The 25,504-nt window shown below is 70.9% G+C and carries 28 protein-coding genes; 18 read left to right on the top strand and 10 right to left on the bottom strand.

Translation table 11 applies throughout. The annotated features are described in order from the left end of the window. Positions 1–275: 275 nt before the first annotated feature. The 4 genes from ACFQ7F_RS31345 to ACFQ7F_RS31360 are packed head-to-tail and all read left to right on the top strand — an operon-like array spanning position 276 to position 3,818. On the top strand, positions 276–1,211 hold the full coding sequence (locus ACFQ7F_RS31345) for an ABC transporter ATP-binding protein (RefSeq protein WP_383277658.1): 936 nt from the start codon (positions 276–278) through the stop codon (positions 1,209–1,211). Then, on the top strand, positions 1,208–1,945 hold the full coding sequence (locus ACFQ7F_RS31350) for an ABC transporter permease (protein WP_383277589.1): 738 nt from the start codon (positions 1,208–1,210) through the stop codon (positions 1,943–1,945). Before ACFQ7F_RS31345 ends, ACFQ7F_RS31350 begins: the two co-directional genes overlap by 4 nt. After that, positions 1,942–3,192 carry a sensor histidine kinase gene (locus ACFQ7F_RS31355; protein WP_383277592.1) on the top strand — a complete coding sequence of 417 codons (1,251 nt, stop codon included), beginning with the start codon at positions 1,942–1,944 and terminating at the stop codon, positions 3,190–3,192. The genes ACFQ7F_RS31350 and ACFQ7F_RS31355 overlap by 4 nt, the downstream gene beginning before the upstream one ends. After that, on the top strand, positions 3,189–3,818 hold the full coding sequence (locus tag ACFQ7F_RS31360) for a response regulator (RefSeq protein WP_383277595.1): 630 nt from the start codon (positions 3,189–3,191) through the stop codon (positions 3,816–3,818). The genes ACFQ7F_RS31355 and ACFQ7F_RS31360 overlap by 4 nt, the downstream gene beginning before the upstream one ends. Before the next feature lie 36 nt (positions 3,819–3,854). Here ACFQ7F_RS31360 and ACFQ7F_RS31365 read toward each other — a convergent pair whose 3' ends face one another. Both ACFQ7F_RS31365 and ACFQ7F_RS31370 read right to left on the bottom strand, forming a co-directional pair. Further along, positions 3,855–4,709, bottom strand: a complete 855-nt coding sequence (locus ACFQ7F_RS31365) for a tetratricopeptide repeat protein (protein ID WP_383277598.1) — start codon at positions 4,707–4,709, stop codon at positions 3,855–3,857. A 68-nt stretch (positions 4,710–4,777) separates the two neighbouring features. Beyond that, positions 4,778–5,269 carry a DUF2000 family protein gene (locus ACFQ7F_RS31370; protein WP_383277600.1) on the bottom strand — a complete coding sequence of 164 codons (492 nt, stop codon included), beginning with the start codon at positions 5,267–5,269 and terminating at the stop codon, positions 4,778–4,780. Positions 5,270–5,318: 49 nt separating this feature from the next. Between ACFQ7F_RS31370 and ACFQ7F_RS31375 the strand changes: the two genes are divergently transcribed. Then, the gene (locus ACFQ7F_RS31375; RefSeq protein ID WP_383277603.1) at positions 5,319–6,146 is read left to right on the top strand and encodes an AraC family transcriptional regulator; all 828 of its coding nucleotides are present in this window, start codon (positions 5,319–5,321) and stop codon (positions 6,144–6,146) included. On the opposite strand, the gene ACFQ7F_RS31380 is transcribed toward ACFQ7F_RS31375, so the two are convergent. Together ACFQ7F_RS31380 and ACFQ7F_RS31385 are read right to left on the bottom strand one after the other, a co-directional pair. Then, positions 6,139–6,975, bottom strand: a complete 837-nt coding sequence (locus ACFQ7F_RS31380; protein WP_383277606.1) for a tetratricopeptide repeat protein — start codon at positions 6,973–6,975, stop codon at positions 6,139–6,141. The genes ACFQ7F_RS31375 and ACFQ7F_RS31380 overlap by 8 nt on opposite strands. Positions 6,976–7,015: 40 nt before the next feature. Further along, positions 7,016–8,035: a GNAT family N-acetyltransferase gene (locus tag ACFQ7F_RS31385; protein ID WP_383277609.1), complete on the bottom strand. Its 1,020-nt coding sequence runs from the start codon at positions 8,033–8,035 to the stop codon at positions 7,016–7,018. Between the two features lie 143 nt (positions 8,036–8,178). Here ACFQ7F_RS31385 and fdxA point away from each other — a divergent pair, with 143 nt between their 5' ends. Together fdxA and ACFQ7F_RS31395 are read left to right on the top strand one after the other, a co-directional pair. Then, entirely contained in the window at positions 8,179–8,499 is a 321-nt protein-coding gene (gene fdxA, locus ACFQ7F_RS31390; protein WP_016642910.1) for a ferredoxin, read from the top strand. A gap of 111 nt (positions 8,500–8,610) precedes the next feature. Continuing rightward, entirely contained in the window at positions 8,611–9,714 is a 1,104-nt protein-coding gene (locus tag ACFQ7F_RS31395) for a bifunctional succinyldiaminopimelate transaminase/glutamate-prephenate aminotransferase (RefSeq protein ID WP_383277612.1), read from the top strand. Here the strand turns inward: ACFQ7F_RS31395 and ACFQ7F_RS31400 are convergent. Next, positions 9,627–10,871: an MFS transporter gene (locus ACFQ7F_RS31400; RefSeq protein ID WP_383277615.1), complete on the bottom strand. Its 1,245-nt coding sequence runs from the start codon at positions 10,869–10,871 to the stop codon at positions 9,627–9,629. The two genes, ACFQ7F_RS31395 and ACFQ7F_RS31400, sit on opposite strands and share 88 nt — an antisense overlap. A gap of 83 nt (positions 10,872–10,954) precedes the next feature. Between ACFQ7F_RS31400 and ACFQ7F_RS31405 the strand changes: the two genes are divergently transcribed. Further along, complete coding sequence (locus ACFQ7F_RS31405; protein ID WP_383277618.1) at positions 10,955–11,935, top strand: ArsR/SmtB family transcription factor; 981 nt, start codon at positions 10,955–10,957, stop codon at positions 11,933–11,935. 93 nt (positions 11,936–12,028) lie between these two features. Here the strand turns inward: ACFQ7F_RS31405 and ACFQ7F_RS31410 are convergent, their stop codons facing one another. Beyond that, positions 12,029–12,499, bottom strand: a complete 471-nt coding sequence (locus ACFQ7F_RS31410; RefSeq protein ID WP_383277620.1) for an ATP-binding protein — start codon at positions 12,497–12,499, stop codon at positions 12,029–12,031. Positions 12,500–12,802: 303 nt separating this feature from the next. After that, the gene (locus ACFQ7F_RS31415) at positions 12,803–13,735 is read right to left on the bottom strand and encodes a heavy metal transporter (RefSeq protein WP_383277623.1); all 933 of its coding nucleotides are present in this window, start codon (positions 13,733–13,735) and stop codon (positions 12,803–12,805) included. Positions 13,736–13,808: 73 nt separating this feature from the next. On the opposite strand from ACFQ7F_RS31415, the gene dapE reads away from it, so the two are divergent. Both dapE and ACFQ7F_RS31425 read left to right on the top strand, forming a co-directional pair. Then, on the top strand, positions 13,809–14,900 hold the full coding sequence (dapE, locus tag ACFQ7F_RS31420) for a succinyl-diaminopimelate desuccinylase (protein ID WP_383277626.1): 1,092 nt from the start codon (positions 13,809–13,811) through the stop codon (positions 14,898–14,900). A gap of 88 nt (positions 14,901–14,988) precedes the next feature. After that, a complete protein-coding gene (locus ACFQ7F_RS31425) occupies positions 14,989–15,744 on the top strand; it encodes a TIGR00730 family Rossman fold protein (RefSeq protein WP_383277629.1) in 756 nt (251 codons plus the stop codon). A 63-nt stretch (positions 15,745–15,807) separates the two neighbouring features. Here ACFQ7F_RS31425 and folP read toward each other — a convergent pair whose 3' ends face one another. After that, positions 15,808–16,668 carry a dihydropteroate synthase gene (gene folP / locus ACFQ7F_RS31430; protein ID WP_383277632.1) on the bottom strand — a complete coding sequence of 287 codons (861 nt, stop codon included), beginning with the start codon at positions 16,666–16,668 and terminating at the stop codon, positions 15,808–15,810. 123 nt (positions 16,669–16,791) lie between these two features. On the opposite strand from folP, the gene ACFQ7F_RS31435 reads away from it, so the two are divergent. After that, positions 16,792–17,229 carry a DivIVA domain-containing protein gene (locus ACFQ7F_RS31435; RefSeq protein WP_383277636.1) on the top strand — a complete coding sequence of 146 codons (438 nt, stop codon included), beginning with the start codon at positions 16,792–16,794 and terminating at the stop codon, positions 17,227–17,229. Then, positions 17,226–17,819 (top strand): DNA-3-methyladenine glycosylase I, encoded by a 594-nt coding sequence (locus ACFQ7F_RS31440; protein WP_383277639.1) that lies wholly within the window; start codon positions 17,226–17,228, stop codon positions 17,817–17,819. The genes ACFQ7F_RS31435 and ACFQ7F_RS31440 overlap by 4 nt, the downstream gene beginning before the upstream one ends. A 4-nt stretch (positions 17,820–17,823) precedes the next feature. On the opposite strand, the gene ACFQ7F_RS31445 is transcribed toward ACFQ7F_RS31440, so the two are convergent. Beyond that, positions 17,824–18,624, bottom strand: a complete 801-nt coding sequence (locus ACFQ7F_RS31445; protein ID WP_383277642.1) for an enoyl-CoA hydratase/isomerase family protein — start codon at positions 18,622–18,624, stop codon at positions 17,824–17,826. Positions 18,625–18,944: 320 nt separating this feature from the next. Between ACFQ7F_RS31445 and ACFQ7F_RS31450 the strand changes: the two genes are divergently transcribed. After that, on the top strand, positions 18,945–19,112 hold the full coding sequence (locus ACFQ7F_RS31450; protein ID WP_003966491.1) for a DUF3117 domain-containing protein: 168 nt from the start codon (positions 18,945–18,947) through the stop codon (positions 19,110–19,112). Positions 19,113–19,272: 160 nt separating this feature from the next. On the opposite strand, the gene ACFQ7F_RS31455 is transcribed toward ACFQ7F_RS31450, so the two are convergent. Then, positions 19,273–19,971 (bottom strand): O-methyltransferase, encoded by a 699-nt coding sequence (locus ACFQ7F_RS31455; RefSeq protein ID WP_383277661.1) that lies wholly within the window; start codon positions 19,969–19,971, stop codon positions 19,273–19,275. Between the two features lie 153 nt (positions 19,972–20,124). Here ACFQ7F_RS31455 and sigE point away from each other — a divergent pair, with 153 nt between their 5' ends. The 5 genes from sigE (at position 20,125) to ACFQ7F_RS31480 (ending at position 25,442) form a co-directional block, all read left to right on the top strand. Then, positions 20,125–20,892, top strand: coding sequence for an RNA polymerase sigma factor SigE (gene sigE, locus ACFQ7F_RS31460; protein WP_344528354.1), 768 nt, complete (start codon positions 20,125–20,127; stop codon positions 20,890–20,892). Beyond that, positions 20,889–21,941 (top strand): zf-HC2 domain-containing protein, encoded by a 1,053-nt coding sequence (locus tag ACFQ7F_RS31465; RefSeq protein ID WP_383277646.1) that lies wholly within the window; start codon positions 20,889–20,891, stop codon positions 21,939–21,941. The genes sigE and ACFQ7F_RS31465 overlap by 4 nt, the downstream gene beginning before the upstream one ends. Before the next feature lie 125 nt (positions 21,942–22,066). Beyond that, a complete protein-coding gene (locus ACFQ7F_RS31470; protein WP_383277649.1) occupies positions 22,067–23,938 on the top strand; it encodes a trypsin-like peptidase domain-containing protein in 1,872 nt (623 codons plus the stop codon). An 81-nt stretch (positions 23,939–24,019) separates the two neighbouring features. Continuing rightward, positions 24,020–24,493, top strand: coding sequence for a sec-independent translocase (locus tag ACFQ7F_RS31475; RefSeq protein WP_383277652.1), 474 nt, complete (start codon positions 24,020–24,022; stop codon positions 24,491–24,493). 274 nt (positions 24,494–24,767) lie between these two features. Further along, the gene (locus tag ACFQ7F_RS31480; RefSeq protein ID WP_383277655.1) at positions 24,768–25,442 is read left to right on the top strand and encodes a hypothetical protein; all 675 of its coding nucleotides are present in this window, start codon (positions 24,768–24,770) and stop codon (positions 25,440–25,442) included. Positions 25,443–25,504: the final 62 nt, after the last annotated feature.

The following is a 25,504-nucleotide window of genomic DNA, read 5'->3' on the forward strand; positions in this document are numbered from 1 at the left end:
GATCCAGCGCGGCAACGGCGACAAGACGCCGGTCCAGCCGACGGACGTCGCCGCCGCGATGAACAAGGCGCTGATCGGCAAGACACCGGCGGAGCGGATCGGCGTGATCGAGACCAACGCCGGCTGATCCCCGTACATCCAGGCAGACGGAGGCCGGACGGCTCACAGGAGTGAACCGTCCGGCCTCCGGCATGACATCTGCCCTCCGGCATGACATCTGTCATCCCGCACTCGGCACACACGACACTGCCGCCGTCGACCGCCTTTTGGCGACGATGGACCACATGACGACGACCGCAGCACCGCCCGTCACCGCGGTGAGCTTCCAGAAGGTGACCAAGAGCTATGGGGACGTCCGCGCCGTGGATTCCCTCACGCTTGATCTCCACCCCGGCGAGACCGTCGCGCTCCTCGGGCCGAACGGCGCGGGCAAGTCCACCGCGCTAGATCTGCTCCTGGGCCTGCGGAACACGGACAGCGGCACCGTGCGCGTCTTCGGCACGAGTCCGCGCGAGGCGATCACCGCGGGCCGGGTCGGCGCGATGCTGCAGAGCGGCGGCCTGATGGGGGAGGTCACCGTCCGCGAGCTGGTGCGGCTCGCCTGCGATCTGCACCCCAGGCCCTACCGGGCGGACGACGTGCTGGCCGCGGCGGGCCTCACCCCGCTCGCCGACCGGAAGGTCGACAAGCTCTCCGGCGGGCAGGAGCAGCGCGTCCGCTTCGCACTCGCGACCGCCGGAGCGAACGACCTGATCGTCCTGGACGAGCCGACCACCGGCATGGACGTCACCGTGCGCCAGGCCTTCTGGGCCACCATGCGCGAGCAGGCGGACCAGGGCCGCACCGTCCTGTTCGCCACGCACTACCTGGAAGAGGCCGACGCGATCGCGGACCGGGTCCTCGTACTGCACCGCGGCCGTCTCCTCGCGGACGGCACGGCTGCTGAGATCAAGGCGAAGGCCGGGGCGCGGAAGGTCTCGTTCGACCTTCCTGAGCAGGATTCCGGGCTCGACGAGAAGCTTCGCGCCCTGCCGTTCCTCACCGCCGTGGACATCTCCGGCCCCACCGTACGGCTCCAGTCGACGGACGCCGACGCCACCGTGCACGCGCTGTACGGGCTCGGCCTTTACCCCCGCAACCTTGAGGTCGCAGGCCTCGGCCTCGAGCAGGCATTCGTGGCGATCACCGCAGCCGAGGAGGCCAAGGCATGACGCTGACCAAGCTGGAAATCATCCGTTCCCTGCGCAACAAGAAGTTTCTGTTCTTCTCGGTGATCTATCCGTCGATGCTCTTCCTGATCATCGCGGGCGGCCAGGACAGCACGGAGATGGTGGGCGACACGGGGCTCGCGCTGCCCGCCTTCTTCATGGTGTCGATGGCGTCGTTCGGCGCCCTCACCGCCGTCCTCATGGGCAACAGCGAGCGCATCGCCAAGGAGCGCGAGAGCGGCTGGGTCCGCCAGCTGCGTCTGACGAGCCTGCCGGGGCGCGGCTATGTCATCGCGAAGACCGCCAGTGCCGCCGTGGTCAGCCTGCCCTCGATCGTCGTGGTGTTCGTGGTCGCCGCGACCGTCAAGGACGTACGCCTCGATGCCTGGCAGTGGCTTGCCCTGACCGGAGCCATCTGGGCGGGCAGCCTCTGCTTCGCCGCGCTCGGCGTGGCCATCGGCTATCTCGCGACCGGCGACGCCGTCCGCCCGATCACGATGATCGTGTACTTCGGGCTCTCCGTGCTCGGCGGCCTGTGGATGCCCACGGCCACCTTCCCCCGGTGGCTGAGCGACATCGCCACCTGGCTGCCGACGCATGCGTACGCTGCCCTCGGACAGGCCATCGAACTGGGCGACGCCCCGCGCGCGTTGGACATCGCGCTCCTCGTCGGGTACTTCGTCCTCTTCGCGGGCGGCGCGGCATGGCTGTACCGGAAGGACACATCGAAGGCGTGAATGACACCGACTGCGCCGAGCCCGGTCACCCCCTGAAGAGCTTCGGCCGTCCGGTGGCGGACCGCCGCCAGCTGCTCACCAAGTCGCTGTGGATCGGTATCTGGCTGGTCTTCCTGGCGAGCCCGGTGCAGGACCTGCTGCGGGCTGACCACGGCGACGCGGCCACGGTGTCCGGCTGGGTCGGCCTCGTGGCCTTCGTGTTCTGCTATCTGACCCTGGTCTTCCGCTACACCTCCAAGGTGTTCGACTGGCGTGTGGTGCACGTGTCGTTCGGGGCGATGCTCGCGCTGGCCGTCGCCCTCTCGTTCGCCTTCGGCACGGCCTGGCTCGGGCTCTTCGTGTACGTGGCCGTGTCCGCCGGGGCCGTGCTTCCGCTGCGGCACGCGATGTGGGTCATCCCGGCCGTCACCGGCGTGATGATCCTGATCGGCCTGCGCACCGACAGCGTCGCGGACCTGCTCGGCAGCCTCGCCGTCCTCACCGTCCTGGTCGGCTTCGCGATGACGGGGGTGCGGGAGCTGGTCCGTACGACGGTCGAGCTGCGCCAGGCGCGGGCCACCGTCGCGCAACTGGCCGCCAACGAGGAGCGGCTGCGGCTCGCCCGCGATCTGCACGACCTCCTTGGCCACTCGCTCTCCCTGATCACGCTGAAGAGCGAGCTGGCCGGGCGGATGCTGCCTGCCCACCCCGACAAGGCCGCCCAGCAGGTGGCGGACATCGAGCAGGTCAGCCGCCAGGCCCTGGTGGACGTGCGCGAGGCGGTCTCCGGCTACCGCAGGCGCACCCTCACCGGCGAGCTCGCGGGCGCCCGCACGGCGCTCACCGCCGCCGGTGTCGAGGCCGACGTACCCCTGGAGGCGCCCGCGGTGCTCCCCGCCGAGGAAGGGGAGACGGCGCTGGCCTGGGCGCTGCGCGAGGCGGTGACCAACGTCGTGCGGCACAGCGGCGCGCGCCGCTGCACGGTGGCGTTCACGTCCCGGCACACCCTGGACGGTCCTGTCATCGAACTGTCGGTGGAGGACGACGGCAGAGGCGGTACCGCCGCCGCCCAGGGCAACGGCCTGACGGGCCTGACCGAGCGCGTGGAGGCGGTCGGCGGCATCCTCGACGTGGGGCCCGGCGCACGCAGGGGCTTCAGGCTCACGGCGCGGGTGCCGCTGGAGTCCTTGGAGCTTCCGGACGAGGGCGCGGGTGACGGGACCGGCGGCTCCGCTTCGGGATCTTCGGCTCTAGGATCCTCCGCATGAGTACGAACAGTGCGGGTGCCGCCGTCAGGGTGCTCCTCGCCGAGGACCAGTCGATGGTCCGTGAGGCGCTCGCGGCGCTGCTCGGCCTTGAGCCGGACATCGAGGTGGTGGCCCAGGTGGCGCGCGGCGACGAGGTCCTCGACGCCGCGCGTGAGCACGCGGTGGACGTGGCGCTGCTCGACATCGAGATGCCGGGAAAGACGGGCATCGAGGCGGCGGCCGAACTCCACGCGGAGTTCCCGGAGCTGAAGATCGTGGTTCTCACCACGTTCGGCCGCCCCGGCTATCTCCGCAGCGCCATGGAGGCGGGCGCCGACGCCTTCCTGGTCAAGGACGCGCCCGCGGCCCAGCTCGCCCGTGCGGTCCGCAAGGTCCTCGCGGGGGACCGGGTCATCGACCCCACGCTCGCGGCGGCGGCACTCGCCGGGGGCGCGAACCCGCTGACCGACCGCGAGCGCGAGGTCCTGCGCGCGGCGGCGGACGGCGCGACCAACGCCGAACTGGCCAGAGCCCTGCACCTCTCCCCGGGCACGGTCCGCAACTACCTCTCGACGGCGATCCAGAAGCTGGCCGTACGCAACCGCGCCGAGGCGGTGAAGGTCGCCAGAGACAAGGGCTGGCTCTGACTGGCTCTGAACTGCCGAACTCCCCTCCCCTGGACCTCAGTTCAGCATCGCCCGCGCACCGTGCGCCTCCTGGCGCAGCCGCACCGCGGCCACCTCGTCGGTGGCGGCCAGGGCGTCGGCGTACGTTTCGATCTCCACGGCGCCCGCCAGGAAGTCCCCGCGCTGTACGAGGAGTTGAGCCCGGTCGTAGTGCAGCCGGTCGGAGTGCGCGGGCAGCAGCAGGCAGAGTTCGACGGCCCAGAGCGCGACGTCCGAGCGCTCGGGGCGGGCCGCAGCCCACGCTCGGATGTTGTTGAGGACGCGCAGGACGATGTCGAGAGGCCCGGCGGGGCTCAGCATCGACGGCACGAGCGGCGCGCCCGTGGCGCCTGCCACCAGTAACTCCGCGTCCGGGTAGGGAAGTACGAGACCTCCCGCGAACGGGTTGGCGAGGACCTGCTCGTCATGCGCGCCGAAGCCGACCACGAAGTGGCCGGGCAGGGCCACCCCGTGGACGGGTACGCCCGCACGCCGGGCCACCTCGATCCACACCACCGACAGGAGGATGGGCAGACCTCTGCGCCTTCGCAGTACTTCGTGCAGCAGCACGGACCGAAGGTGCTGGTAGTCGCCGGGCCTGCCCCTGAACCCGTAGCGCGTGCCGAGCAGTTCGGCCAGCGCGAGTGCCCAGGACAGGGGGCCGCCGGCCTGGTCGGGCAGCCGCCCTGCCAGGTGGTCGGTCAGCTGGTCGGCAAGGCGGTCGAGGATGCGCCGCGCCGCGCGCATGCCCGCGTCGTCGAGATCCGGGTCCGCCTCCGCTCCGATCAGCAGGCACAGCTGCGCGAGATCGGGCCGCGCGGACCGGGCCTGATCGGCGAAGAGGCGTCGCCGCTCCGGGGATTGGGGGTGCATAGGTCCTTCGTGCCCTGCCCGGCCGATCGATAGCGCTCCGATCTACCCCGCGCTGTCGCCCCCGTCGGTCAGGGATGCATCCGGGCGCCTTTGAGGACCTTGTCGACCGCGTTGCGCGGACCGTGGACGGCGAGCCCCACGAGATCGAGCTGATCGGTCGCCACGGCCCGTACCGCCGCCCGGTTGTCCCGGTCGTTGCCGGTGGCGAACAGATCCGATGTGAACACCGCCCTGGGCAGCGAGCGGGAAAGGACGCGGCCGTGCGCGGCGGTCAGCGTCTCCTTCGACCCCTCGAAGACAAGGACGGGCTGGCGGAGCATGGGCAGGTAGGGGGTGCCGTCGGCGTCCTCGTACGGCTCGCCGATCACCTCGGGCGCCGCCGTGCCGAGCCCGCTGACCAAGAACGCCGTCACGTTGAGGCGCTGCCAGGACTCCAGGTCGTCACGGAGCAGGACGGCGATCTTCGTGTCGAAGCGTACGGGCGCATCGCCCGTGATTCCGGCGCTCTCCGGCGCGGCGGTTCCGGTCCCGGCGGCGGCTGTCTCAGCGGTGGTTCTCATGCGTCGAGACTGCCGGGTGGACCGCCGTCACGTCTTGTACGTTTCTTGCATGGTGGCCGGGCAGGAGATCTGCGCATGGCGCCCGCCGGTCGCGGGTGTCGTGGAGGTCTTCCATGCCCACTTCACCGAGCACGCGTACCCGATGCACGTCCACGACGCGTGGACCCTGCTGATCGTGGACGACGGAGCCGTCCGCTACGACCTGGACCGGCGCGTGCACGGCACGCCGGGCGACACCGTCTCGCTGCTCCCGCCGCACGTCCCGCACAACGGCTCGCCCGCCACCCCCGACGGTTTCCGCAAGCGCGTGCTCTACCTGGACATGACGCAGCTCGACGCGAGCTTCATCGGCCCCGCGGTGGACGGCCCCGACCTGGTCGACCCCGTGCTGCGCAGGAGCGTGGGCAGGCTGCACGCGGCCCTCGCGCACCGGGGCGACGAGCTGGAGGCCGAGAGCCGCCTGACGCTGATCGGCGAGCGGCTGCGCGGGCACCTGCGCCCCAGGCTCACGCCCGCCGCCTCGCGCGCCCCCGCCCGCGGTGTCGCCCAGGACCTCCGCGACCTCCTGGACGAGCGTCTCCTCGACGGCGTGAGCCTGGACGAGGCCGCACGCCTGGTCCACGCCCACCCCAGCCACCTCGTACGCGCCTTCAGCGGGGCCTTCGGCATCGCGCCGCACCAGTACGTGATGTCCCGCCGCGTCGACCACGCACGCCGGCTCCTCCTGGCGGGGCAGCCGCCGGGCGAGGTGGCGACCGCCGCGGGGTTCTACGACCAGTCGCACCTCACGCGGCACTTCAAGCGGGTGGTGGGCATCGCACCGGGGCGGTACGCCCGCACCTCCGGATCCGTCAGCCGAATCGGCCGGGTCAGTTGAGCATCGCCCGGGCGGCCCGCGCCTGGTCCCGCACCCGGTCCGCCGTGGTCGGCTCCACCGTCGTCACCACGTCGGCGTACGTCTCGAGCTCTGCCGCACCCGCGAGGAAGTCGCCGCGCTGTACGAGGAGCTGGGCCCGCTCGTAGCGCAGGCGCGCCGGGTGCGATGGCAGCAGGAGAGACAGCTCGACGGCCCAGAGCGCGACGTCCGAGCGCTCGGGGCGGGCCGCGGCCCAGGCGCGGATGTTGTTGAGGATGCGCAGCACGATGTTCAGCGGGTCGGTGGGCGTCAGCATCGCAGGGGACACCGTGCCGCCGGACGCCCCCGCGACGAGCTGCTCCGCGTCCTCGCCCGTCAGGAGCTGCCCGCCGGCGAAGGGGTCGGTGAGCACCTGCTCGTCACGGGCGCCGAAGCCGACCACGAAGTGACCGGGCAGCGCGACGCCGTAGACGGGCGCGCCCGCCCGGCGCGCCACCTCGATCCACACCACCGAGAGCAGGATCGGAAGGCCGCGTCGGCGCCGCAGCACCTCGTGCAGGAGGGAGGACTCCAGGCGCTGGTAGTCGGCGGGCGTTCCCCTGAACTCGTACCGCGCGCCAAGCAGGTCGGCGAGCGCGGCCGCCCACTCCCGTGCCCCGCCGGGGCGGTAGGGCAGCTGCCCGGCGAGCCGGTCGAGATCGATCTGCGCCGCGTCGATGCCGTCGTCATCGAGCCCGGGATCCGCCTCCGCACTCAGCAGGAGGCAAAGCAGGGACAGGTCGGGCCGCTCCGACCTGGCTTCCTCAGCGAACCGCTGCCGGGACGCGGCGGTCCTTGACTCCTCGTGCATGCGTGCCTCGTGCCTTACTTACCGAGCCGACCGGTAGAAGCTACCGAGCCGACGGGTATCGATAGTGGTGGTACGTGTGGTGCGCGGCGAAGCCAAGACTGCCGTACAGCGCCCGCGCACCCTCGTTGTCGTCCTCGACCTGGAGCCAGGCCGCCGAAGCGCCTTCGGCGAGCGCCTGCCGGGACAGCGCGGCCATCACCGCGGTCGCCAGTCCCTGCCTACGGTGCGCCGGATCCACCTCGACCGCCATGAATCCCGCCCAGCGCCCGTCCACGACGCACCGCCCGATCGCCGCGGGCCCCTCGTCAAAAGAGGCCCCGGGCACGGAAGCGAACCACACCGAGGGTCCGCCCGCCAGCACCTTGAGCACATGAGGTCCCGGCACCCCGAATCGCTTGTACCGCCGCAGCCACGCCTCGTCGAAGGACCGCGAGAGACGCACCCGTTCCGCCCCCGCTTCGGGCACGTCCAGATCGCCGAGCGGCGCGAGAGCACCGACATGGAGCTGCGCGCTCACCTCGCGCTCCCAGCCCCGCTCCGCCAGCTCCGCGCAGAGCAGCTCCTGGGTGCCCGCGGCCCCGGTCGCGGTCTGTATGTACGCGGGCAGCTCCCGCTCCTCGTACCACTGACGTACGTACGCGAGGGCCTGGTCAAGGGGGAGTCCCGGATCGCCCGTCGGCAGCACCGAGTTGGCCCGCCGGGTGAATCCGCCCGCCGCCCGCAGCTCCCACTCGCCGAGCTGCTCGCTCTCGACGGGCTGCCAGGCGCGCGCGCAGACCCGGGCAAGCTCCGCGTAGGACGCCGCGGGGCCGCGCCTGCGGGCCGGGGCCGCGGGAATCACCTTGCCCGCCACCAGGGCGCTCTCCACGATGCGGACACGCTCACCGTCGCGCCGTGTGATCAGTACCACACCATCGTTCCACGATGTGAGAACACCCACCGTGTCAGTGAACTTCGCCGCCGTCTCGGGCCCTTCGTTCAGGCGGCGTACCGACACCCGTTTGCCCACGTCAGCAGGGGTGATGCGGACCTCAAGCCGTCCGCCCGCAGTGAATTCCACAGCTCTGTACGCCCCTCCTGTTCGGATCATGCCCGGGAACGGAGATACTAGAGGCGGGCATCGACGACGCCGCGCTCCCGCGCGCCAGGCGAGCGGAGCCTGAAGACGGCCCGCCAACGCCCGTATCGAGGAGGAACGACAGCGTGACCTACGTCATCGCGCAGCCTTGTGTCGACGTCAAGGACAAGGCGTGCATCGAGGAGTGCCCGGTCGACTGCATTTACGAGGGCTCCCGGTCCTTGTACATCCACCCGGACGAATGCGTCGACTGTGGTGCCTGTGAACCGGTCTGCCCGGTCGAGGCGATCTTCTACGAGGACGACACTCCTGAGGAGTGGAAGGACTACTACAAGGCGAACGTCGAGTTCTTCGACGAGCTCGGATCGCCCGGTGGTGCCAGCAAGCTCGGTCTGATCGAGCGCGACCACTCCTTCATCGCCGCATTGCCGCCGCAGAACCAGTAACGGCTGCTTGAAGCGCCGCCCCGGTCCCGTACGGCACATGTCGCTGTACGGGACCGAGGCATTTGCCCACCCACGGGCATCTGCCCGCCCACGCATTACGGGAGTCAGCACGTGTCCGTAGTCTCCGGTCTCTCCGGCCGCCTTCCCGCCTTCCCCTGGGACAAGCTCGAGCCGTACAAGGCCACGGCGGCCGCCCACCCCGGCGGCATCGTCGACCTGTCGGTGGGCACCCCGGTCGACCCGGTCCCGGAGCTGATCCAGAAAGCACTGATCGCGGCGGCGGACTCACCGGGCTACCCGACGGTCTGGGGCACGCCCGAGCTGCGCGACGCGATCACCGGCTGGTGCGAGCGGCGCCTCGGCGCGCGCGACATCACGCACCGCAACGTGCTGCCGATCGTGGGCTCCAAGGAACTGGTGGCCTGGCTCCCGACCCAGCTCGGCCTGGGCCCGGGCGACGTCGTCGCCTACCCGCGCCTGGCCTACCCGACGTACGAGGTGGGCGCGCGTCTGGCCCGCGCCGAGTACGTCTCGTACGACGACCCGACCGAACTGGACCCGACCGGCCTCAAGCTCCTCTGGCTCAACTCACCCTCGAACCCCACCGGCCGCGTCCTGTCCAAGGAAGAGCTGACCCGCACGGTCGCCTGGGCGCGTGAGCACGGCGTGCTCCTCGTGAGCGACGAGTGCTACCTGGAGCTCGGCTGGGAGGCGGAGCCGGTCTCGGTCCTCCACCCGGACGTGTGCGGTGGTTCGTACGAGGGAATCGTCGCCGTCCACTCGCTCTCCAAGCGGTCGAACCTGGCGGGCTACCGCGCGGCGTTCGCCGCCGGTGACGCGGCCGTCCTCGGCGAACTGCTCCAGATCCGCAAGCACGGCGGCATGATGACGTCCGCGCCGACGCAGGCAGCGGTCATCGCGGCGCTCGGTGACGACCAGCACGTGCGCGAGCAGCGCGAGCGGTACCTGGCCCGGCGCACCGCCCTGCGCGACGCCCTGCTGGGGCACGGTTTCCGCATCGAGCACAGCGAGGCGAGCCTCTACCTCTGGGCGACCCGTGACGAGTCCTGCTGGGACACGGTCGGCCACCTCGCGGACCTCGGCATCCTCGTGGCCCCCGGCGACTTCTACGGCCCCGCGGGCGACCGCTTCGTACGCGTCGCGCTGACGGCGACGGACGAGCGCGTGGCGGCGGCGGTCGAGCGGCTGGCCTGAGCCGCTGACCGAAGGCCGGGCGCGAGGGCGAGCGTGACGGCGACGGACGCCATGGCAAGCACGGCCATGGCGGCCGGAGCCGACGTCAGCTGGGCCATACCGCCCCCGAGCGCGGCGCCCACACCCTGCATCGCGAGCATGCCGGACGAGTGCAGGCCAAGGGCGTGCCCGCTCAGCTTGTCCGGCGTCAGGGCCATCAGCTGCTCCTGAAGCAGCAGGCTCGCCGAGAACCCGACCGAGGCGAGCACGACCGCCGTCAGCGTGAAGGGCAGCCCCGGCCGCAGCGCGAAGATCAGGTACGGGACGGCGAGCAGCAGCCGAAGAGGCGCGGCGAGCCGCTCCCGCCACCGGCGCGGAAGCAGCCGCCCGGTCAGCACATCCCCGAGAAGCATGCCGAACGCGGCGAAGGCGAAGAGCAGCCCCGCGTGCCCGGGCTCGTACGGGACGAACAGGGACTCGCAGCCGACGATCAGACCGTTGGGCACCCACAGCGCGAGATACACCGTGCGGCGGTGCCCGGACGACCACAGCAGCGCGTTCGTGCGCCAGGTCTCGGTGACCGAGGGGCGGCCGGTGGCGCGCGCCGCCCTGCGGCCGAGCCCGCAGCGCGCGGCGACCGCCGCCGCGAGGTAGAGCCCGGCACCCGCGAGCAGCGTGCCGCGCGGCGAGAGCGTGGCGACCAGGACTCCGCCGAGCCCGAAGCCGCAGATCTGCATCGTGCCGCCGGACATGTTCAGCACCGAGCGCCCGAGCAGGTAACCCTCCCTGGCGAGGATCTCGTTGAGCAGCCCGTAGCGCACGCCGCCGCCGAGCGCGGCCAGCGTCCCGAGGCCCAGGAGCAGCGCGAAGGCGGCCCACAGGGGCAGGCCGGGGATGGCCTGCGCGGCGGTGGCGACGGCGAAGACAAGTGAGAGGCCCGTCAGGGCGGCGCGCGGCGGCAGCCGGTCCGCCGCCGAAAGCAGGACGGTGGCGCCCAGCACCTGGGCCAGCGAGGGGCCGAACATGACGAGCGCGGAGAGCAGCGGGGAGCCCGTCCTGTCGTAGATCAGCGTGCCGAGGGCCAGGCCGCTCACCGTCTGGGCGGCCACCTGGAAGGAGGAGGTCAGGAAGAACGGCGTGAACTCCTTGGTGCGGAAGAGCTCGCGGTAGGTGCGCATGCCGGGGAGTCTTCGGGGGCGCGGTCCGCGGCCGTTAATGTTTCGCGCGGTGGCGAAAGGCCGACGGCGGGGCGTGGTGGGGCATGGGCTGGTGGCAGGTCAACGCGGACACCGTCGCGGGCAGCTGCTTCGTCGTGTCGCCGCTGGCCGAGGCGACCGCGAGCCTCTTCTCCCTGGAGCGGCGCACCGCCTCGCATCCCGGGGAGCGAGCCTGGCTCGATGCTCATGTGCCCGCCTATCGCGAGCGGTTGGCCGCCGATCCCGGCCTCGCGGATCTCGTGCGGGCCGCGATGGGCGACCGGACGCGCTGGATCGCGGACTTCCTGACACCGACGCCCACGGGCGAGGGCGACTCCCCCTTCGAAGAGGAACTGGCGCGGATCCGCGAGACCGCCGACACGACCGCCGGCGCGCATCTGAGGGTGTCGTACGGCGGCCCGCTCCCCGCCGGGCTGCTCCGCCCCGGCACCGCGGACCGGATCGCTGACCTCCTGGAGTGGGTGTGGACGAGGACGGTGCTGCCGCGCTGGCCCCGCATCCGTACGGTCATCGAGGCCGATGTCATCGCGCGGACGGCCCAGTTGAGCCAGGGCGGCTGGGCCGAGGCGCTGAACGGCATGCGGCCGGGGATGCGCTGGCTGGGGGAGAGCAGGCTGCAGATCAACACCCATGAGTACCCGCCGCGCGAGATCTCCGGGGCCCGCCTCCTCTTCGTGCCCGTGACGCCCCGGCAGGGCTGGGTGTCGTGGAACACGGCGGACCGGTACGCGGTCGTGTACCCGTGCTCGGCGGTGCTCGCGGACGCGGGCCGGGCGGCGGCGGTGCCGGAGCCGCTGGGCAGGCTCCTCGGTCCCGCGCGGGCGGGCGTCCTCGTGCTGCTCGCGGCGCCGAAGAGCACCTCGCAGCTGGTGGCCCTGACGGGGCAGGGGCTCGGCTCGGTGGGCCGCCATCTGCGGGTGCTGCTTGACGCGGGGCTCGTACGGCGGCGGCGCACGGGGCGCTCGGTGCTGTATTTCCGTACGGCGGCGGGGGAGGTCTTGGTCGAGGCGCAGGGGGAGGAGTGAGGCGAGGGCGGCCGGCTCATCGCAGGGTGGCCGGGGCACGCGAGGAGGGCCCGGAGCCAGTGGCTCCGGGCCCTTCTTTCAGGTGTGTGGCCGTCAGCCGAGCGGCAGGCTCTTGACCGGCAGCTGGTCGGTGGGCAGGCCGCCCTTGGTGAGTGAGTCGGTGGGCAGGCCCTCGCCGACGGTGTCGGTGGGCAGGCCGTCCTTGGTGGCCGTGCCCGCGGTCTCGCCGACCGTGTTGCCGGCGTTGCCCGCGAGGTCACCCGCGGCCTTCTGCGCCACGGGGGTGGTGGTCTTGGCGGTCGTGCCGACGACCCTGCCCGCGGTCGGGACGCCCTTCTTCACGGCCTTGCTGCCGGTCTCACCCGCGAGACCGGTGCTGCTCTGGGCAGCGCCGTCGACGGTGTTGCCCAGGTTGGCACCGTCCAGGGCGGTCACACCGCCCAGGTCGGGGGTGGCCGGAAGTTCGGCGGCGCTTGCGGAGCCGGCCGCACCGACCACGGGAGCCGCCCCCGCTGCGATGAGCAGCGCGGCGCGGGCGATCCGACGGGTCAGGGGGAGGGACATGATGCTCCTTCAGACGGGAGAGAACGTTGGTGTGTCCGGCCGGATGGGGTCCGGCGCTTGGACGCAGTGACTACCGCTCGAAGCCCTCGAAGGTTGCGGTGGCTCAACGTAAAGAATTGACAATGCATCGCATTATCAGCTGTGGATAAAAACGGGCAAAGGGACTGGGTTGCGTGGGCCTGCAGAAACGTCAATCCCCTTTGTCTGCAAGGGCTTTGGCATGTACGGGGGCGGGGGTGCGAAAGTCTGGGTGGTAGGTCGTCCGTGAGTGATCAGCGTGGCCCGATCGGGTGATCAGCCGTACTACTGACCAAGGACAATTCGAACCCTGTCCGCGCCGGTTCCGGCGTCGCCGCGCTGCCCGGCCGCGCCCGTCTTGCCTGCCTTGCCCGGCATGCGCCATTCCTTGCCGGAGTTCGCGGCGCTCCATTCCCGGCCGCCGTACGAGACGCGGTCGATGCCGAGCGCCGATGCCTGGGCCACCGCCCAGTGGGCGAGCTCCCAGCCCCGTTGCCCGGCCCCGCCCTCCGCGCTTCCCGCCGTGGCGTCCACCGGCACGGTGACCGTGCCGCCGCGGCCGCTCGTGGGCACCACGTCGCGACCGAAGTCGCGGACCAGGGCGGCCCGCACCTTCGCCGGGTCGCCAGGATCGTCGGCCGTGCGGCCCTCGCAGGTGAGGGTGGCGGGGGCGCGGCCGGTCAGCGCGGCGGCGAGCAGCACGGCGTCCGGCTCGTGCTTCGCGTACGCCTGGGGATAGCCGCTGCGCTGCACGCGCTGCGCGGCGACGGTCAGGGGCAGCCGTGAATAGCCGGGGATGTCCTTGAGATGGACGTAGAAACGCGCTGCCGAGTACGCCGGGTCCATGATCTGTTTCTCGTTGCCCCAGCCCTGCGACGGCCGCTGCTGGAAGAGGCCGAGCGAGTCCCGGTCGCCGCGGCTGATGTTGCGCAGACCCGACTCCTGCAGGGCCGTCGCCAGGGCGATCGTGACCGCGCGCTCCGTCATCCCGCGGGACGTGCCCACGGCGGCGACCGTCGCCGCGTTCTCAGCCTGATCGGCGCCGAATTCGTACGACGCCCCGTCTCCGTTGCCCGAGACGACCTTGCAGCGTGGAGCGGCCCTGCCCCCGAAGACGTACTGCACCACCACATAACCCACGAGCGCGAGAAGGACCGCGACGGCGGCCCCGATACGCACGAGGCGACCGCGCCGGACGAGGGTGCGGGGCTCAGGCACGCGACCAAGGTACTGGAGGCCACCGGCCGACCACCGACAAAGCGGCGCGTCCAGTGGCGTTAGGGTCGAAGCCATGGCCCAGACCTCACACGACACGCCGCTCGACCTCACCCTCGACGCCGCCGCGCTCACCGCCCAGCTGGTCGATTTCCCGTCGCCGAGCGGCGAGGAGAAAGCCCTCGCGGACGCGATCGAGACGGCCCTGCGCGGCCTGCCGCACCTCACGGTGGACCGGCACGGCAACAACGTGGTGGCACGCACGAACCTGGGCCGGGCCGAGCGCGTGATCCTCGCCGGGCACATCGACACGGTCCCGATCGCGGACAACGTGCCCTCGCGCCTCGACGAGGACGGCGTCCTGTGGGGCTGCGGCACCTGCGACATGAAGTCGGGCGTCGCCATCCAGCTGCGTATCGCGCAGACCGTGACCGAGCCGAACCGCGACCTCACCTTCGTCTTCTACGACAACGAAGAGGTCGCCGCCCATCTGAACGGCCTCGGTCATGTGGCAGAAGCGCACCCCGACTGGCTCGCGGGCGACTTCGCGATCCTCCTGGAGCCGACCGACAACCAGGTCGAGGGCGGCTGCCAGGGCACGCTGCGGGTCCTCCTGAAGACGAAGGGCACGCGCGCGCATTCCGCGCGCGCGTGGATGGGCTCGAACGCCATCCACAAGGCCGCGCCGATCCTGGCGAAGCTCGCCGCGTACGAGCCGCGCACGCCCGTCGTCGACGGCCTCCGGTACCACGAGGGCCTCAACGCCGTGAGCGTGGAGGGCGGCGTCGCGACCAACGTCATCCCCGACGAGTGCACCGTCGCCGTCAACTTCCGCTACGCGCCGGACCGCTCCGAGGACGAGGCACTGGCCTTCGTGCGCGATTACTTCGCCGACTGCGAGATCGACGAGTTCATCGTCGACGACCACACGGGCGGGGCACGCCCCGGCCTCGACCACCCGGCCGCCGCGGCCTTCATGGCTGCGGTCGGCGGCGAGGCGAAGCCCAAGTTCGGCTGGACGGACGTCTCCCGCTTCAGCGCGCTCGGTGTGCCCGCCGTGAATTACAGCCCGGGCAACCCGCTGCTCGCCCACAAGATCGACGAGCGTGTGCAGGTCTCCCTGATTCCGGAGGCCGAGAAGCGGCTGAGCGCCTGGCTGACATCCTGAGTTCCCACAAGGATGCGCCGTCTGTAACGCCCTTAGACCTACGCTGAAGAGGCACGTCGAGCAAGACCGTCAGCGGAAGGGGACGATCATGGGTAGTCCAGAAGGGCAGGGCCCGCCGGAGGAGCAGCACTTGGGGCCTGTGGTGCGGCGGCGTGAGCAGATCACCCCCGGCACGACCGACCAGCGGCTCCTCGACACCGACGCCGAGGGCGAGTCGGAGTGGGTGCACACCGACCCCTGGCGGGTCATGCGCATCCAGTCCGAGTTCGTGGAAGGCTTCGGCGCGCTCGCGGAACTCCCCAGCGCCATCAGCGTCTTCGGCTCGGCGCGTACACCGGTCGGCTCGCTCGAGTACGAAGCGGGGATCCGCATCGGCAGGGCTCTGGTCGATGCGGGCTTCGCCGTGATCACCGGGGGCGGCCCCGGCGCCATGGAGGCGGCCAACAGGGGCGCGCGCGAGGGCAAGGGCGTCTCCGTCGGCCTGGGCATCGAGCTGCCCTTCGAGCAGGGCCTCAACGAACACGTCGATATCGGCGTGAACTTTCGCTACTTTTTCGTGCGAAAGACAATGTTTGTGAAGTATGCGCAAGGCTTCGTGGTCCTGCCCGGCGGCCTCGGCACCCTGGACGAGCTCTTCGAGGCCCTCACCCTCGTCCAGACCCGCAAGGTGACCCGCTTCCCGATCGTCCTCTTCGGCTCCGAGTACTGGGGCGGACTCGTCGACTGGCTCCGCGACACGGTGATCGCGGGCGGCAAGGCGGCGGAGCGCGACCTGCATCTCTTCCACATCACTGACGACGTGGACGAGGCGGTCGCTCTGGTGACCAAGGAAGTCGGCCGGTAGGCAGCCGTTCCCGCCCCGCCGGGCGGCTTCCTGTCCGCCCGCCCGGCGGTCGTTCCTCTGTCCTTACGCCAGTCCCCGCCTGGCCACAGCCGGGTCCCGGTGTCCGGCGATGGTCGCGACCATGTCGAGCACCTGCCGCGTCTCCGCGACCTCGTGCACCCGGTACACCTGCGCCCCCAGCCACGCCGACACCGCGGTCGTCGCCAGGGTCCCGATGACGCGCTCCTTGACCGGCTTGTCGAGCGTCTCGCCGACGAAGTCCTTGTTGGACAGGGACACCAGGACGGGCCACCCGGTCTCGACCATCTCCCCGAGCCGCCGCGTCGCCTCAAGGGAGTGCCGCGTGTTCTTCCCGAAGTCGTGCCCGGGGTCGATCATCACGGAATCGCGCGGCACCCCGAGCGCGACCGCGCGCTCGGCGAGACCCAGGGTGACCGAGAGGATGTCGGCCATGACGTCCTCGTACGTCACCCGATGCGGTCGGGTCCGCGGCTCGGCGCCACCGGCGTGCGTGCACACCAGGCCCACGCCATAGCGCGCTGCCACCTCCGCGAGCCGGGGGTCGACCCCGCCCCACGCGTCGTTCAGGAGGTCCGCTCCGGCCTCGCAGACCGCCTCACCGACGTCGTGCCGCCAGGTGTCGACGCTGATGACGACATCAGGGAATCGCTTGCGCACATCGGCGACGAAACCAACCGTCCGCCGCGCCTCCTCCTCGGCCGTGACTTCCTCACCGGGACCGGCCTTGACCCCACCGATGTCGATGATGGCGGCGCCCTCCGAAACCGCCTGCTCCACGCGGGCGAGTGCGGGTTCGTCGCGGAACGTGGCGCCCTGGTCGTAGAACGAGTCAGGGGTCCGGTTCACGATCGCCATGATCACCGGCTCGTGCGCGTCGAATTCACGCCTGCCAAGCCTGAGCATCCCCTGTGAGCCTCTCTGTCGGGGCCGTGGTTCGGCCGCCTGCGACCTTAACTGTCACAGGCGCATGGCACGATCAGACCCTGACAGTTTGAGCACGGCAGTCGAGCGTGGGGGCCTGAAGAGATGGTCTTGTTCTTGTTCCTGGTCATCGCCCTCGTCGTGGTGGTCGGCGCGGTGACGCTTGCCGTGGTCGGCGGCGGTGAGCGCGCCGCGCTGCCCGACGTGCCGGCCGAGCGGTTCACCGACCCGCTGCCACCGGACCGCGCCCTGCGCCGCGCGGACGTCGAAGCGCTGCGCTTCCCGCTGACCGTGCGGGGCTATCGCATGGCGGACGTGGACGACGCACTCGGCCGTCTCGCCGCCGAACTGGCCGAGCGCGACGCCCACATCGCGGAGCTGGAGGCCGCACTCGCCGGCGCCCAGGCCACCGCGGTCGGTGGCCCCGGCCTCTTCAAGACGCACGCCCCGGCGACGATGACCGAGGGCCAGGATCAGCGCCAGGGCCTCGGCCAGGGTCAGGAAACTCCGAAGGACGCTGTCGAGGAGGAGAACGGCCAGTGAGCGGCGACGCGGTGGCGGGCCCGGACGGCAGACTGCGCTGCCCCTGGGGCCTCTCGACCGAGGACTACGTGACGTACCACGACGAGGAGTGGGGCCGCCCGGTCCACGGGGACGACGCCCTGTACGAACGGCTCTGCCTGGAGGCCTTCCAGTCGGGCCTCTCCTGGATCACGATCCTGCGCCGCCGCGAGGGCTTCCGCGCCGCCTTCGCCGGATTCAAGATCGCCGAGGTGGCCCGGTTCACGGACGCCGACCGGGAGCGGCTCCTCGCCGACCCCGGCATCATCCGCAACCGCGCCAAGGTCGACGCGACCCTCGCCAACGCGCGCGTGCTCGTCGACTGGGCCGACGGCGAGCTCGACGAGCTGATCTGGTCGCACGCCCCGGACCCGGCCTCCCGCAGGGCCCCGGGCGCTCTGGCCGACGTACCGGCCATCACGCCCGAGTCCACGGCCCTGTCCAAGGACCTGAAGAAGCGCGGCATCCGATTCGTCGGCCCCACCACGGCGTACGCCCTGATGCAGGCCTGCGGCCTGGTGAACGACCACCTGGAGGACTGTGTGATCCGCGTCCCCGAGGGCCGCTCCTAGGGGCTCAGCGGCCCAGATACTTCGGCTTCGCCTTGTCCAGGAACGCCTGGACGGCGATCGCGTGGTCCTCGGACGCGCCCGCCTTCGACTGGAGTTCGTCCTCCTTCTCCAGGGCCTCCTCCAGGGTGTGGCCCGCAGCGTAGGCGAGCGACTCCTTGAGGGCCCCGTACGCGAGGGTCGGGCCCTCGGCCAGGGTGCGGGCCAGCTTCAGCGCCTCGGCGGCCAACTCGGCCTCGGGGACGACCTTGTTCGCGATGCCCAGGTCGTACGCCTCCTGGGCGGAGACGTTGCGCGGGAAGAGCAGGAGATCGGCGGCACGGCCGGGGCCGATCACGCGCTGCAGCGTCCAGGAGACGCCCGAGTCGGCGGTCAGCGCGACCCCGGCGAAGGACGTGTTGAAACGCGCGGTGTCCGCGACGATCCGGTAGTCGGCGGCGAGCGCGAAGCCGAAGCCCGCCCCGGCCGCGACGCCGTTGACGCCCGCGACGACCGGCTTGGCCATCCCGGTCAGCGCGCGAAGCACCGGGTTGTAGTGCTCCCGCACCGTGCTCATCGTCTGTCCGGTGCCCGACGCGCGGTCCGCCATGAGCGAACCCACGTGCTCTTTCAGGTCCTGCCCCACACAGAAGGCGCGCCCGGTCGCGGTGAGCAGGACGGCGCGGACCGCCGGGTCCGACTCGGCCGACCGCACCGCCTCCCGCAGGGCGACCTTGGCCTCGGTGTTCATCGCGTTCATCGCCTCGGGGCGGTTCAGCGTGATGGTCGCGAGCCCGTCGCTCACCTCGTAGAGCACGGTGTCGGCCATGGTGAATCCCCTCCAGTGGTCCTGCGCCGGTCATCTTTGTCCGAGCTCAGCATGACGGAGGTCATCGGGCTCCGGCATGAGGGGAGATATGTGACCTGCGTCAAAGAATTACTGGTCCAGCGGGTGTAAGGAGCGGCGCAGTATCGCAGCCACATCGCCGAATTGAGTGGTTTTGCGGGCGCGCGTTGCGCAAGCGATGCAGACCGATGTTGGTCATCGGGTCCTGCCATGCGGGATAATGGCCAGGAAGCAATATGTTCGATGCCGGTGACACCTGGGTTGTCGGCTGCGATGAGCTGGTTTCAGGAAGGGGAACGAGCATGGCGGCCATGAAGCCGCGAACGGGCGACGGCCCGCTCGAGGTGACCAAGGAGGGGCGGGGCATCGTCATGCGCGTTCCGCTCGAAGGCGGCGGACGACTTGTCGTCGAACTGACTCCGGACGAGGCCGATGCACTCGGCGACGCCCTGAAGAAGGTCGTCGGCTGACGCGGAAGCGCTCACACTCTTTCACTGCCCCGGACATCGTCATGATGGCCGGGGCAGTGCTATGTCCGGGTTCGGGAGGAGTGCCCCAAAGGGGCGCGAGGAACTGCGCGACCAGCCACGATGTACCCGGAGACGAAACTGTTCCAGCCCCCGCGGAGGGTCAGCGTTTGACGGCGCAGAGAAGCCCGTCGCCCACCGGGAGCAACGCCGGCATCAGGTCCTGGCTCTCGCGCACGGTGCGAAGGAGCTCGCGGGTCCGAAGGACCTCGGCGGGCTGCGGACCGGAGTCCACCGTCCGGCCGTCGGCGAAGGCGCCCTCGAAACAGACGAGCCCGCCGGGGCGCAGCAGGCGCAACGATTCAGCGAGGTAGTCCAGGTACTCCGTGCGGTCGCCGTCACAGAAGACGAGGTCGTAGCCGCCGTCCGCGAGCCTCGGCAGCACGTCGAGTGCGCGGCCGGGGATGAACCGCGCGCGGTTGCCGGCGAATCCGGCGGCGCGGAAGGCCTCCCGCGCGAACTGTTGACGGTCGGGCTCGGGATCGACGGTGGTCAGGACGCCGTCGGGCCGCATTCCGTGCAGCAGGTGGAGTCCGGACACGCCCGTGCCCGTCCCGATCTCGGCGACGGCTTTGGCGTCCGCCGTGGCGGCCAGCATGCGCAGCGCGGCGCCGGTGCCGGGAGACACCGAGGGCAGCCCTGCTTCCTGGGCTCGGTCACGGGCCCAGCGCGCTGCTTCGTCCTCGGCGACAAAGGCGTCGGCGAACGCCCAGCTCGTCTGCCGGTTGCCGGTAATGGCCCTCTCCTGTCCCCGTGGATGCCTGGCCGTGACTGTATCCGTTGGGGGCGGGAACCCGCAGATGGGACCGGGCGTTTAGTAGGGGTAGGCGAACGCCGGGGGTAACGAATGGATCAAGACTGGCTGCGGGCCCTTCGACCAGGCAGGACAGCTGGCAGGGAGCTCGTACCAAATTCCAGTAAAAACACTTATCCGGAGCTAACGGGCGAGGTGGCTATGGTAGGGGCTCCACTGGACACCACCAGAGCCGACAGGGGAGGTGCGGCTGCGTCTGCGGATCGGGGAGGAGCGTTGAGGCGCTTTCTCAGGTTGGCGGGTGAGCCGAAATCTGTGACCGACACCGCTGACCGATTCCACACCGCCAGCTCCGCTCAGACCGCGACCTTTGCCGCTGATGCGGAATCGCAGGCGTGGACTCCGCCCACCTGGGAGGAGATCGTCAGCACGCACAGCGGACGCGTCTATCGCCTGGCGTACCGCCTGACCGGCAATCAGCACGACGCCGAGGACCTTACGCAAGAGGTCTTCGTCCGTGTCTTCCGGTCCCTGTCGACCTACACCCCCGGCACGTTCGAGGGCTGGCTGCACCGCATCACCACGAACCTCTTCCTGGACATGGTGCGCCGCAAGCAGCGCATCCGCTTCGATGCCCTCGGGGACGACGCGGCGGAGCGCCTTCCCAGCCGTGAGCCGTCACCGCAGCAGGTCTTCAACGACACGCATTTCGACGCGGACGTGCAGCAGGCGCTTGACACCCTCGCTCCCGAATTCCGTGCCGCAGTGGTCCTGTGCGACATCGAAGGCCTCTCTTACGAAGAGATCGCCGCGACCCTGGGCGTCAAGCTGGGCACGGTCCGCAGCCGTATTCACCGTGGCCGCTCGCAGCTGCGCAAGGCCCTTCAGCACCGGTCGCCCGAAGCCCGCGCCGAGCGCCGCTCGCTCGCAGGAGCCGTGGCGCTGGGAGGAGGGGGCGCGACCGCGTGAGTGGATCACGGTCGAATCCTGCCGAGCGGCGTATGGCCGAGCAGCATCTGGGGGACCGACTCGCCGCCCTGGTGGACGGCGAGTTGGGCCATGACGCGCGTGAGCGAGTCCTCGCTCATCTCGCGACCTGTCCGAAGTGCAAGACCGAGGCCGACGCCCAGCGACGGCTCAAGAGTGTTTTCGCGGAGGTGGCACCGCCGCCTCCGTCCGAGAGTTTCCTCGCCCGTCTCCAGGGCCTTCCCGGCGGTGGCAGCGAGCCTCCTTCCGGTCCCAGGCCCCCTGGAAGCGGCGGCTTCGCCACGGCGGACACCGATGCGGGGCTGCCCCCGACCGGAGTCTTCGGCATGCGGCCCGACACCTTCGGCTATGCGCCTTCGGGTGCCCATGCCGCGGTGCTGCCGAGCGTCGGGCGCGGTTTCCGCATCCATGACGTCAGCAGGCACGATGTCGGTCGTCACGAGGCCGAGCGGTCGCTGTGGCGCGGGCGGCGGTTCGCTTTCGTCGCCGCCGGTGCGGTGTCGCTGGCCGCGATAGCGCTCGGTGGCGTCACGACGGGCGTTCCCGCCGACCCGGGTGACTCGCGTGCGGGTTCGGGCAGCAGCAACAGCTCGGGCAGCAGCACGAACAGCAACGCGTCTCCGCTGCGTTCGCAGGGCTCGGGTGCCACCACGGCTCCCGACTCGGTGCGGCGCCGTGGCAGTGGCCCGCTGACCGCGCAGGGCCCGCGTCCCGGTGTCCTGGCGGCGCCGGTCGCGCCGACGCAGGCGGCCGGGCCTCTGTTGCCCGGGGTGACCGCGAAGGGTCCTCGCATCCAGCAGCCCGAGCCCGTGTCCGCCCGGCACGAGGTCACGGCGCCGATGCTGACCGGTGCGGCGATCATGTCTCCCTTGATCCGTCCGGTCTCTCCCGTCACACCGAAAGGCACGTCTCCTGCCGGTGCCGTGCCGACCCTTGGCGGCGTCGCTTCGGACGCCGGTGCGGATCCGGCGCGCACCGCGGCGGCCTCACCCCTCGAGGGCACGCTGCAGGGCACTTCGCAGATCCGCTGACGTGCTCTGCGCTTCGGCGCGGGAACCTGGTTGAATCCTGGGTGGGCCGTGCCTGCCCAGGATGGTGGCGGGCGCGGAGTTGAGCACGTGATCGGCGTCCGCCGTAGGCCAGGTGTGGGGAGAGCATGGACGAGGGCAAGCCCACGAAGGCGAAATGGTGGAGCCGCCCCAAGTCGGCGTCCGCGCCGGATGGAACGGGTGCGGGGGCGGCAGAGGCCGCCGGACGAGCGGAGGACACGTCCGGCGACTTCACGCTGGCCGCGGCGAGTCCGCCTCCGGCGGAGCCCGAAGGAACCCCGCCCGCTGCCGACCCCGGCGCGGACCCCGCCGCCGAGACCGCGGCAGAGGCGCCCCCGTGGGTTCCCGGGCAGGCGGATACGGCTCCTGATACCCCGGCCCTTGGTACGGCTGATACGCCGGGTGTCACTGCTCCGGGTGTCACTGCTCCGGGTGTCACTGCTCCGGGTGTTACGGCGCAGGCGGGCGCGGTCGCTGGTGCGTCGGCGCCGGACGGCCTCGCCCCTGGTACGGCTGATACGCCTGGCGCCCCGGCTCAGGGGGTTCCCGCGCAGACGGGCACGACGCCCGCCGAGCGCCCCCGCCCGCTGCACGACCCCGACCCGTACAGCACCCCGCCCTACGGTGAGCCAGGACCCTGGGCCCCCGCCCCGCCCGTACAGCACCCGGCGGCGACCCCCGCGCACGGCACACAGCTCCCGGCGGCCCACAGCGGAACTCCGCCCCACGGAACCCCCCACCCCCAGGCTCACCCCCAGCCCACGCCACAGCCGCAGCCCCAAGCCGCCCCTCCCCGCCAGCCCTACGACCCCTGGAACGCCCCTCTCCAGCAGAGTGGTGCCGTTCCTGTCGACAAGGACAAGCAGCAGAAGCGGGCGCGGCGGATCATCCTGGTCGGGATCGCCGTCATCACCCTCGTGGCCGGCGGTATCGGCGGAGTCCTCGGCGCCTACCTGGAGCGGAACGGCGGCGGTACGGACATCGAGCTGCCGCAGGCGGACTCGAAGGACAAGGCGCGGGCCAAGGACAGCGTCGCCGGGATCGCGGCGAGCTCGCTGCCCGGCGTCGTGACCCTGCACGTCAGCGGCGACGAGGCGCAAGGCACAGGCACCGGCTTCGTGCTCGACGGCAAGGGCCACATCCTCACCAACAACCACGTGGTCGAGCCCGCCGGTACCGGCGGCGAGATATCGGTGACGTTCAGCGGCGGCGAGACCGCCAAGGCCGAGGTCATCGGCCGTGACTCCGGGTACGACCTCGCCGTGGTCAAGGTCTCCAGGGTGCGCGGACTCAAGCCGCTGCCGCTCGGCAACTCCGAGAACGTCCAGGTGGGCGACCCTGTGGTGGCCATCGGCGCCCCCTTCGACCTGGAGAACACCGTGACCTCCGGCATCATCAGTGCCAAGGAGCGGCCCATCACCGCCGGTGGGGAGAAGGGCGACGGCAGCGACATCAGTTACGTCAACGCACTCCAGACCGACGCCCCCATCAACCCCGGCAACTCCGGCGGCCCGCTGGTCGACTCCGAGGCCCGCGTCATCGGCATCAACAGCGCCATACGCTCCGCCGAAGACAGCTCGGCGCCCGGCGGCGGCCAGGCCGGTTCGATAGGGCTCGGCTTCGCCATCCCCATCAACCAGGGCAAGCGCGTCGCCGAAGAGCTGATCAACACCGGCAAGGCCACGCACCCTGTGATCGGTGTCACTCTCGACATGGAGTACACGGGCGACGGCGCCCGCGTCGGCGACAAGGGCAAGGACGGCGGCCCCGCCGTGAACAAGGGCGGCCCCGGCGATCGCGCCGGAATCAAGCCGGGCGACGTCATCACCGAGGTGGACGGCCGGCGCATCCACTCCGGCGACGAGCTCATCGTCAAGATCCGCGCCCACCGCCCCAAGGACAGTCTCGAATTGACGGTCCAGCGCGCGGGAAAGGACCGGAAAGTGACACTCGTGCTCGGTGCGTCGAGCAGCAGCTGATCCACGTCTTCGCCCAGCGGCTACCGGACGGACAGGAACGCCGGGTACCGTGGACCCGGTCCGGATGGCAAGGAGCTAAAGGTGTTCTCAGACATTGGCGCGCTTGAGGTAGTAGCGCTGATCATCCTCGCTGTGCTCGTTTTCGGCCCGGACAAGCTGCCCAAGCTGATTCAGGACGTCTCGCGCACCATCCGTAAGATCCGCGAATTCTCCGACAGCGCCAAGGAAGACATTCGCAGCGAACTCGGCCCGGAATTCAAGGACTTCGAGTTCGAGGACCTGAATCCGAAGACCTTCATCCGCAAGCAGCTCGACAACGACGAGCTCGGCCTGAAGGAAATCCGGAACGGCTTCGACCTCAAGAAGGAGATGGCCGAGGTCACGGACGCCGTGCACGGGCGTGAGAGTGAATCCGCCGACGGCACGTCCGGTGCGTCCGACGCGGCCGGCGGCCGTGTCGACATGGCCAAGAAGGACGGCCGTATCGACATGGACAAGAAGCCCGAGAAGCCCGCGCCCGCCGAGCACCCGCCGTTCGACGCGGACGCCACCTGACCTACGTCTGACCTACGTCTGCCCTCTGCCTGACCTCCGCATGGCCTTCTCTTGACCTCGACCTGACTCCGACCTGACCTCGGCCTGACCTCCTCCGAGGCCCTCGTGGTGCGCCCCCGAGCGCGCCCCGGGACACTCCCTTTGAGACACCCGTCCGCCGACCGGTGTACCAGGTTCCGGAACGGGTGTGGCTATCCTGCCTTGTTGTCCGGCTGAGGACGCCCGAGGGGGGCGGGCCCATCGGACCGATGAGAACGAGGAGGCGGCCGGGTACATGGAGACGACAAGTCGCGTAGGCGCACAGGCGCCGGCCGCGGACGGCGGCGCGCAAGCGACGCCCTCCGCCCGGCGCACGGTCGACAGTTATCTGCTGGCGCCCTTCCCCTGGTACGGCCTCGACGAGGCCTTCACGGGGCAGCGCTGGCTGATGCAGGTCGGCACCGCCGCGGACGGCGCGGTGGAGCACGGCTCCATCGGGCACGGCGATGAGCCGTCGGTACGGAGTGACGGACCCTTCGGGAACAGCGACAAGGAGCGCTTCGCGGCCGTGGTGACCGTCGCGGCCAACCCGGTGCGGCACAGCCCGGACGGCACGGGCCTGCTCGAGGCGACCTCGGTGTCGTCCGCGGCCTGGCTCGCCGGAGTGGGGCTGCTGTCCTTCACCTGGCCCAACCAGATGGATCACAGCCTGCGCGACGACTGGCTGGACCAGCAGACCGAGACGGCCTGGGTCCTCGCGGACGACCTGCAGGGCGATGACTGGTCGACGCTCTCGCTCCCCGTGGACGGGGTGCCGACCTCGTTCCACTACCGCGAGTCCGAGTTCGGCTGGGTGCTCGCCGGGTCCACCAAGGAGGGCGTGCACCTGGGCGCGTACGGACGCGGCATGAGCGCGTACGGTCTTGGCTTCTCGGTGGTCAAGGACATCCACGATTACGCGGCCGCCTAGCCACTGCCGCAAGACGCACGACGCACACATACGCCGATGGGGGCGCCGCTCAGAACGAGCGG

Source organism: Streptomyces sp. NPDC056486 (genome assembly GCF_042795295.1).
GTDB lineage: Bacteria > Actinomycetota > Actinomycetes > Streptomycetales > Streptomycetaceae > Streptomyces.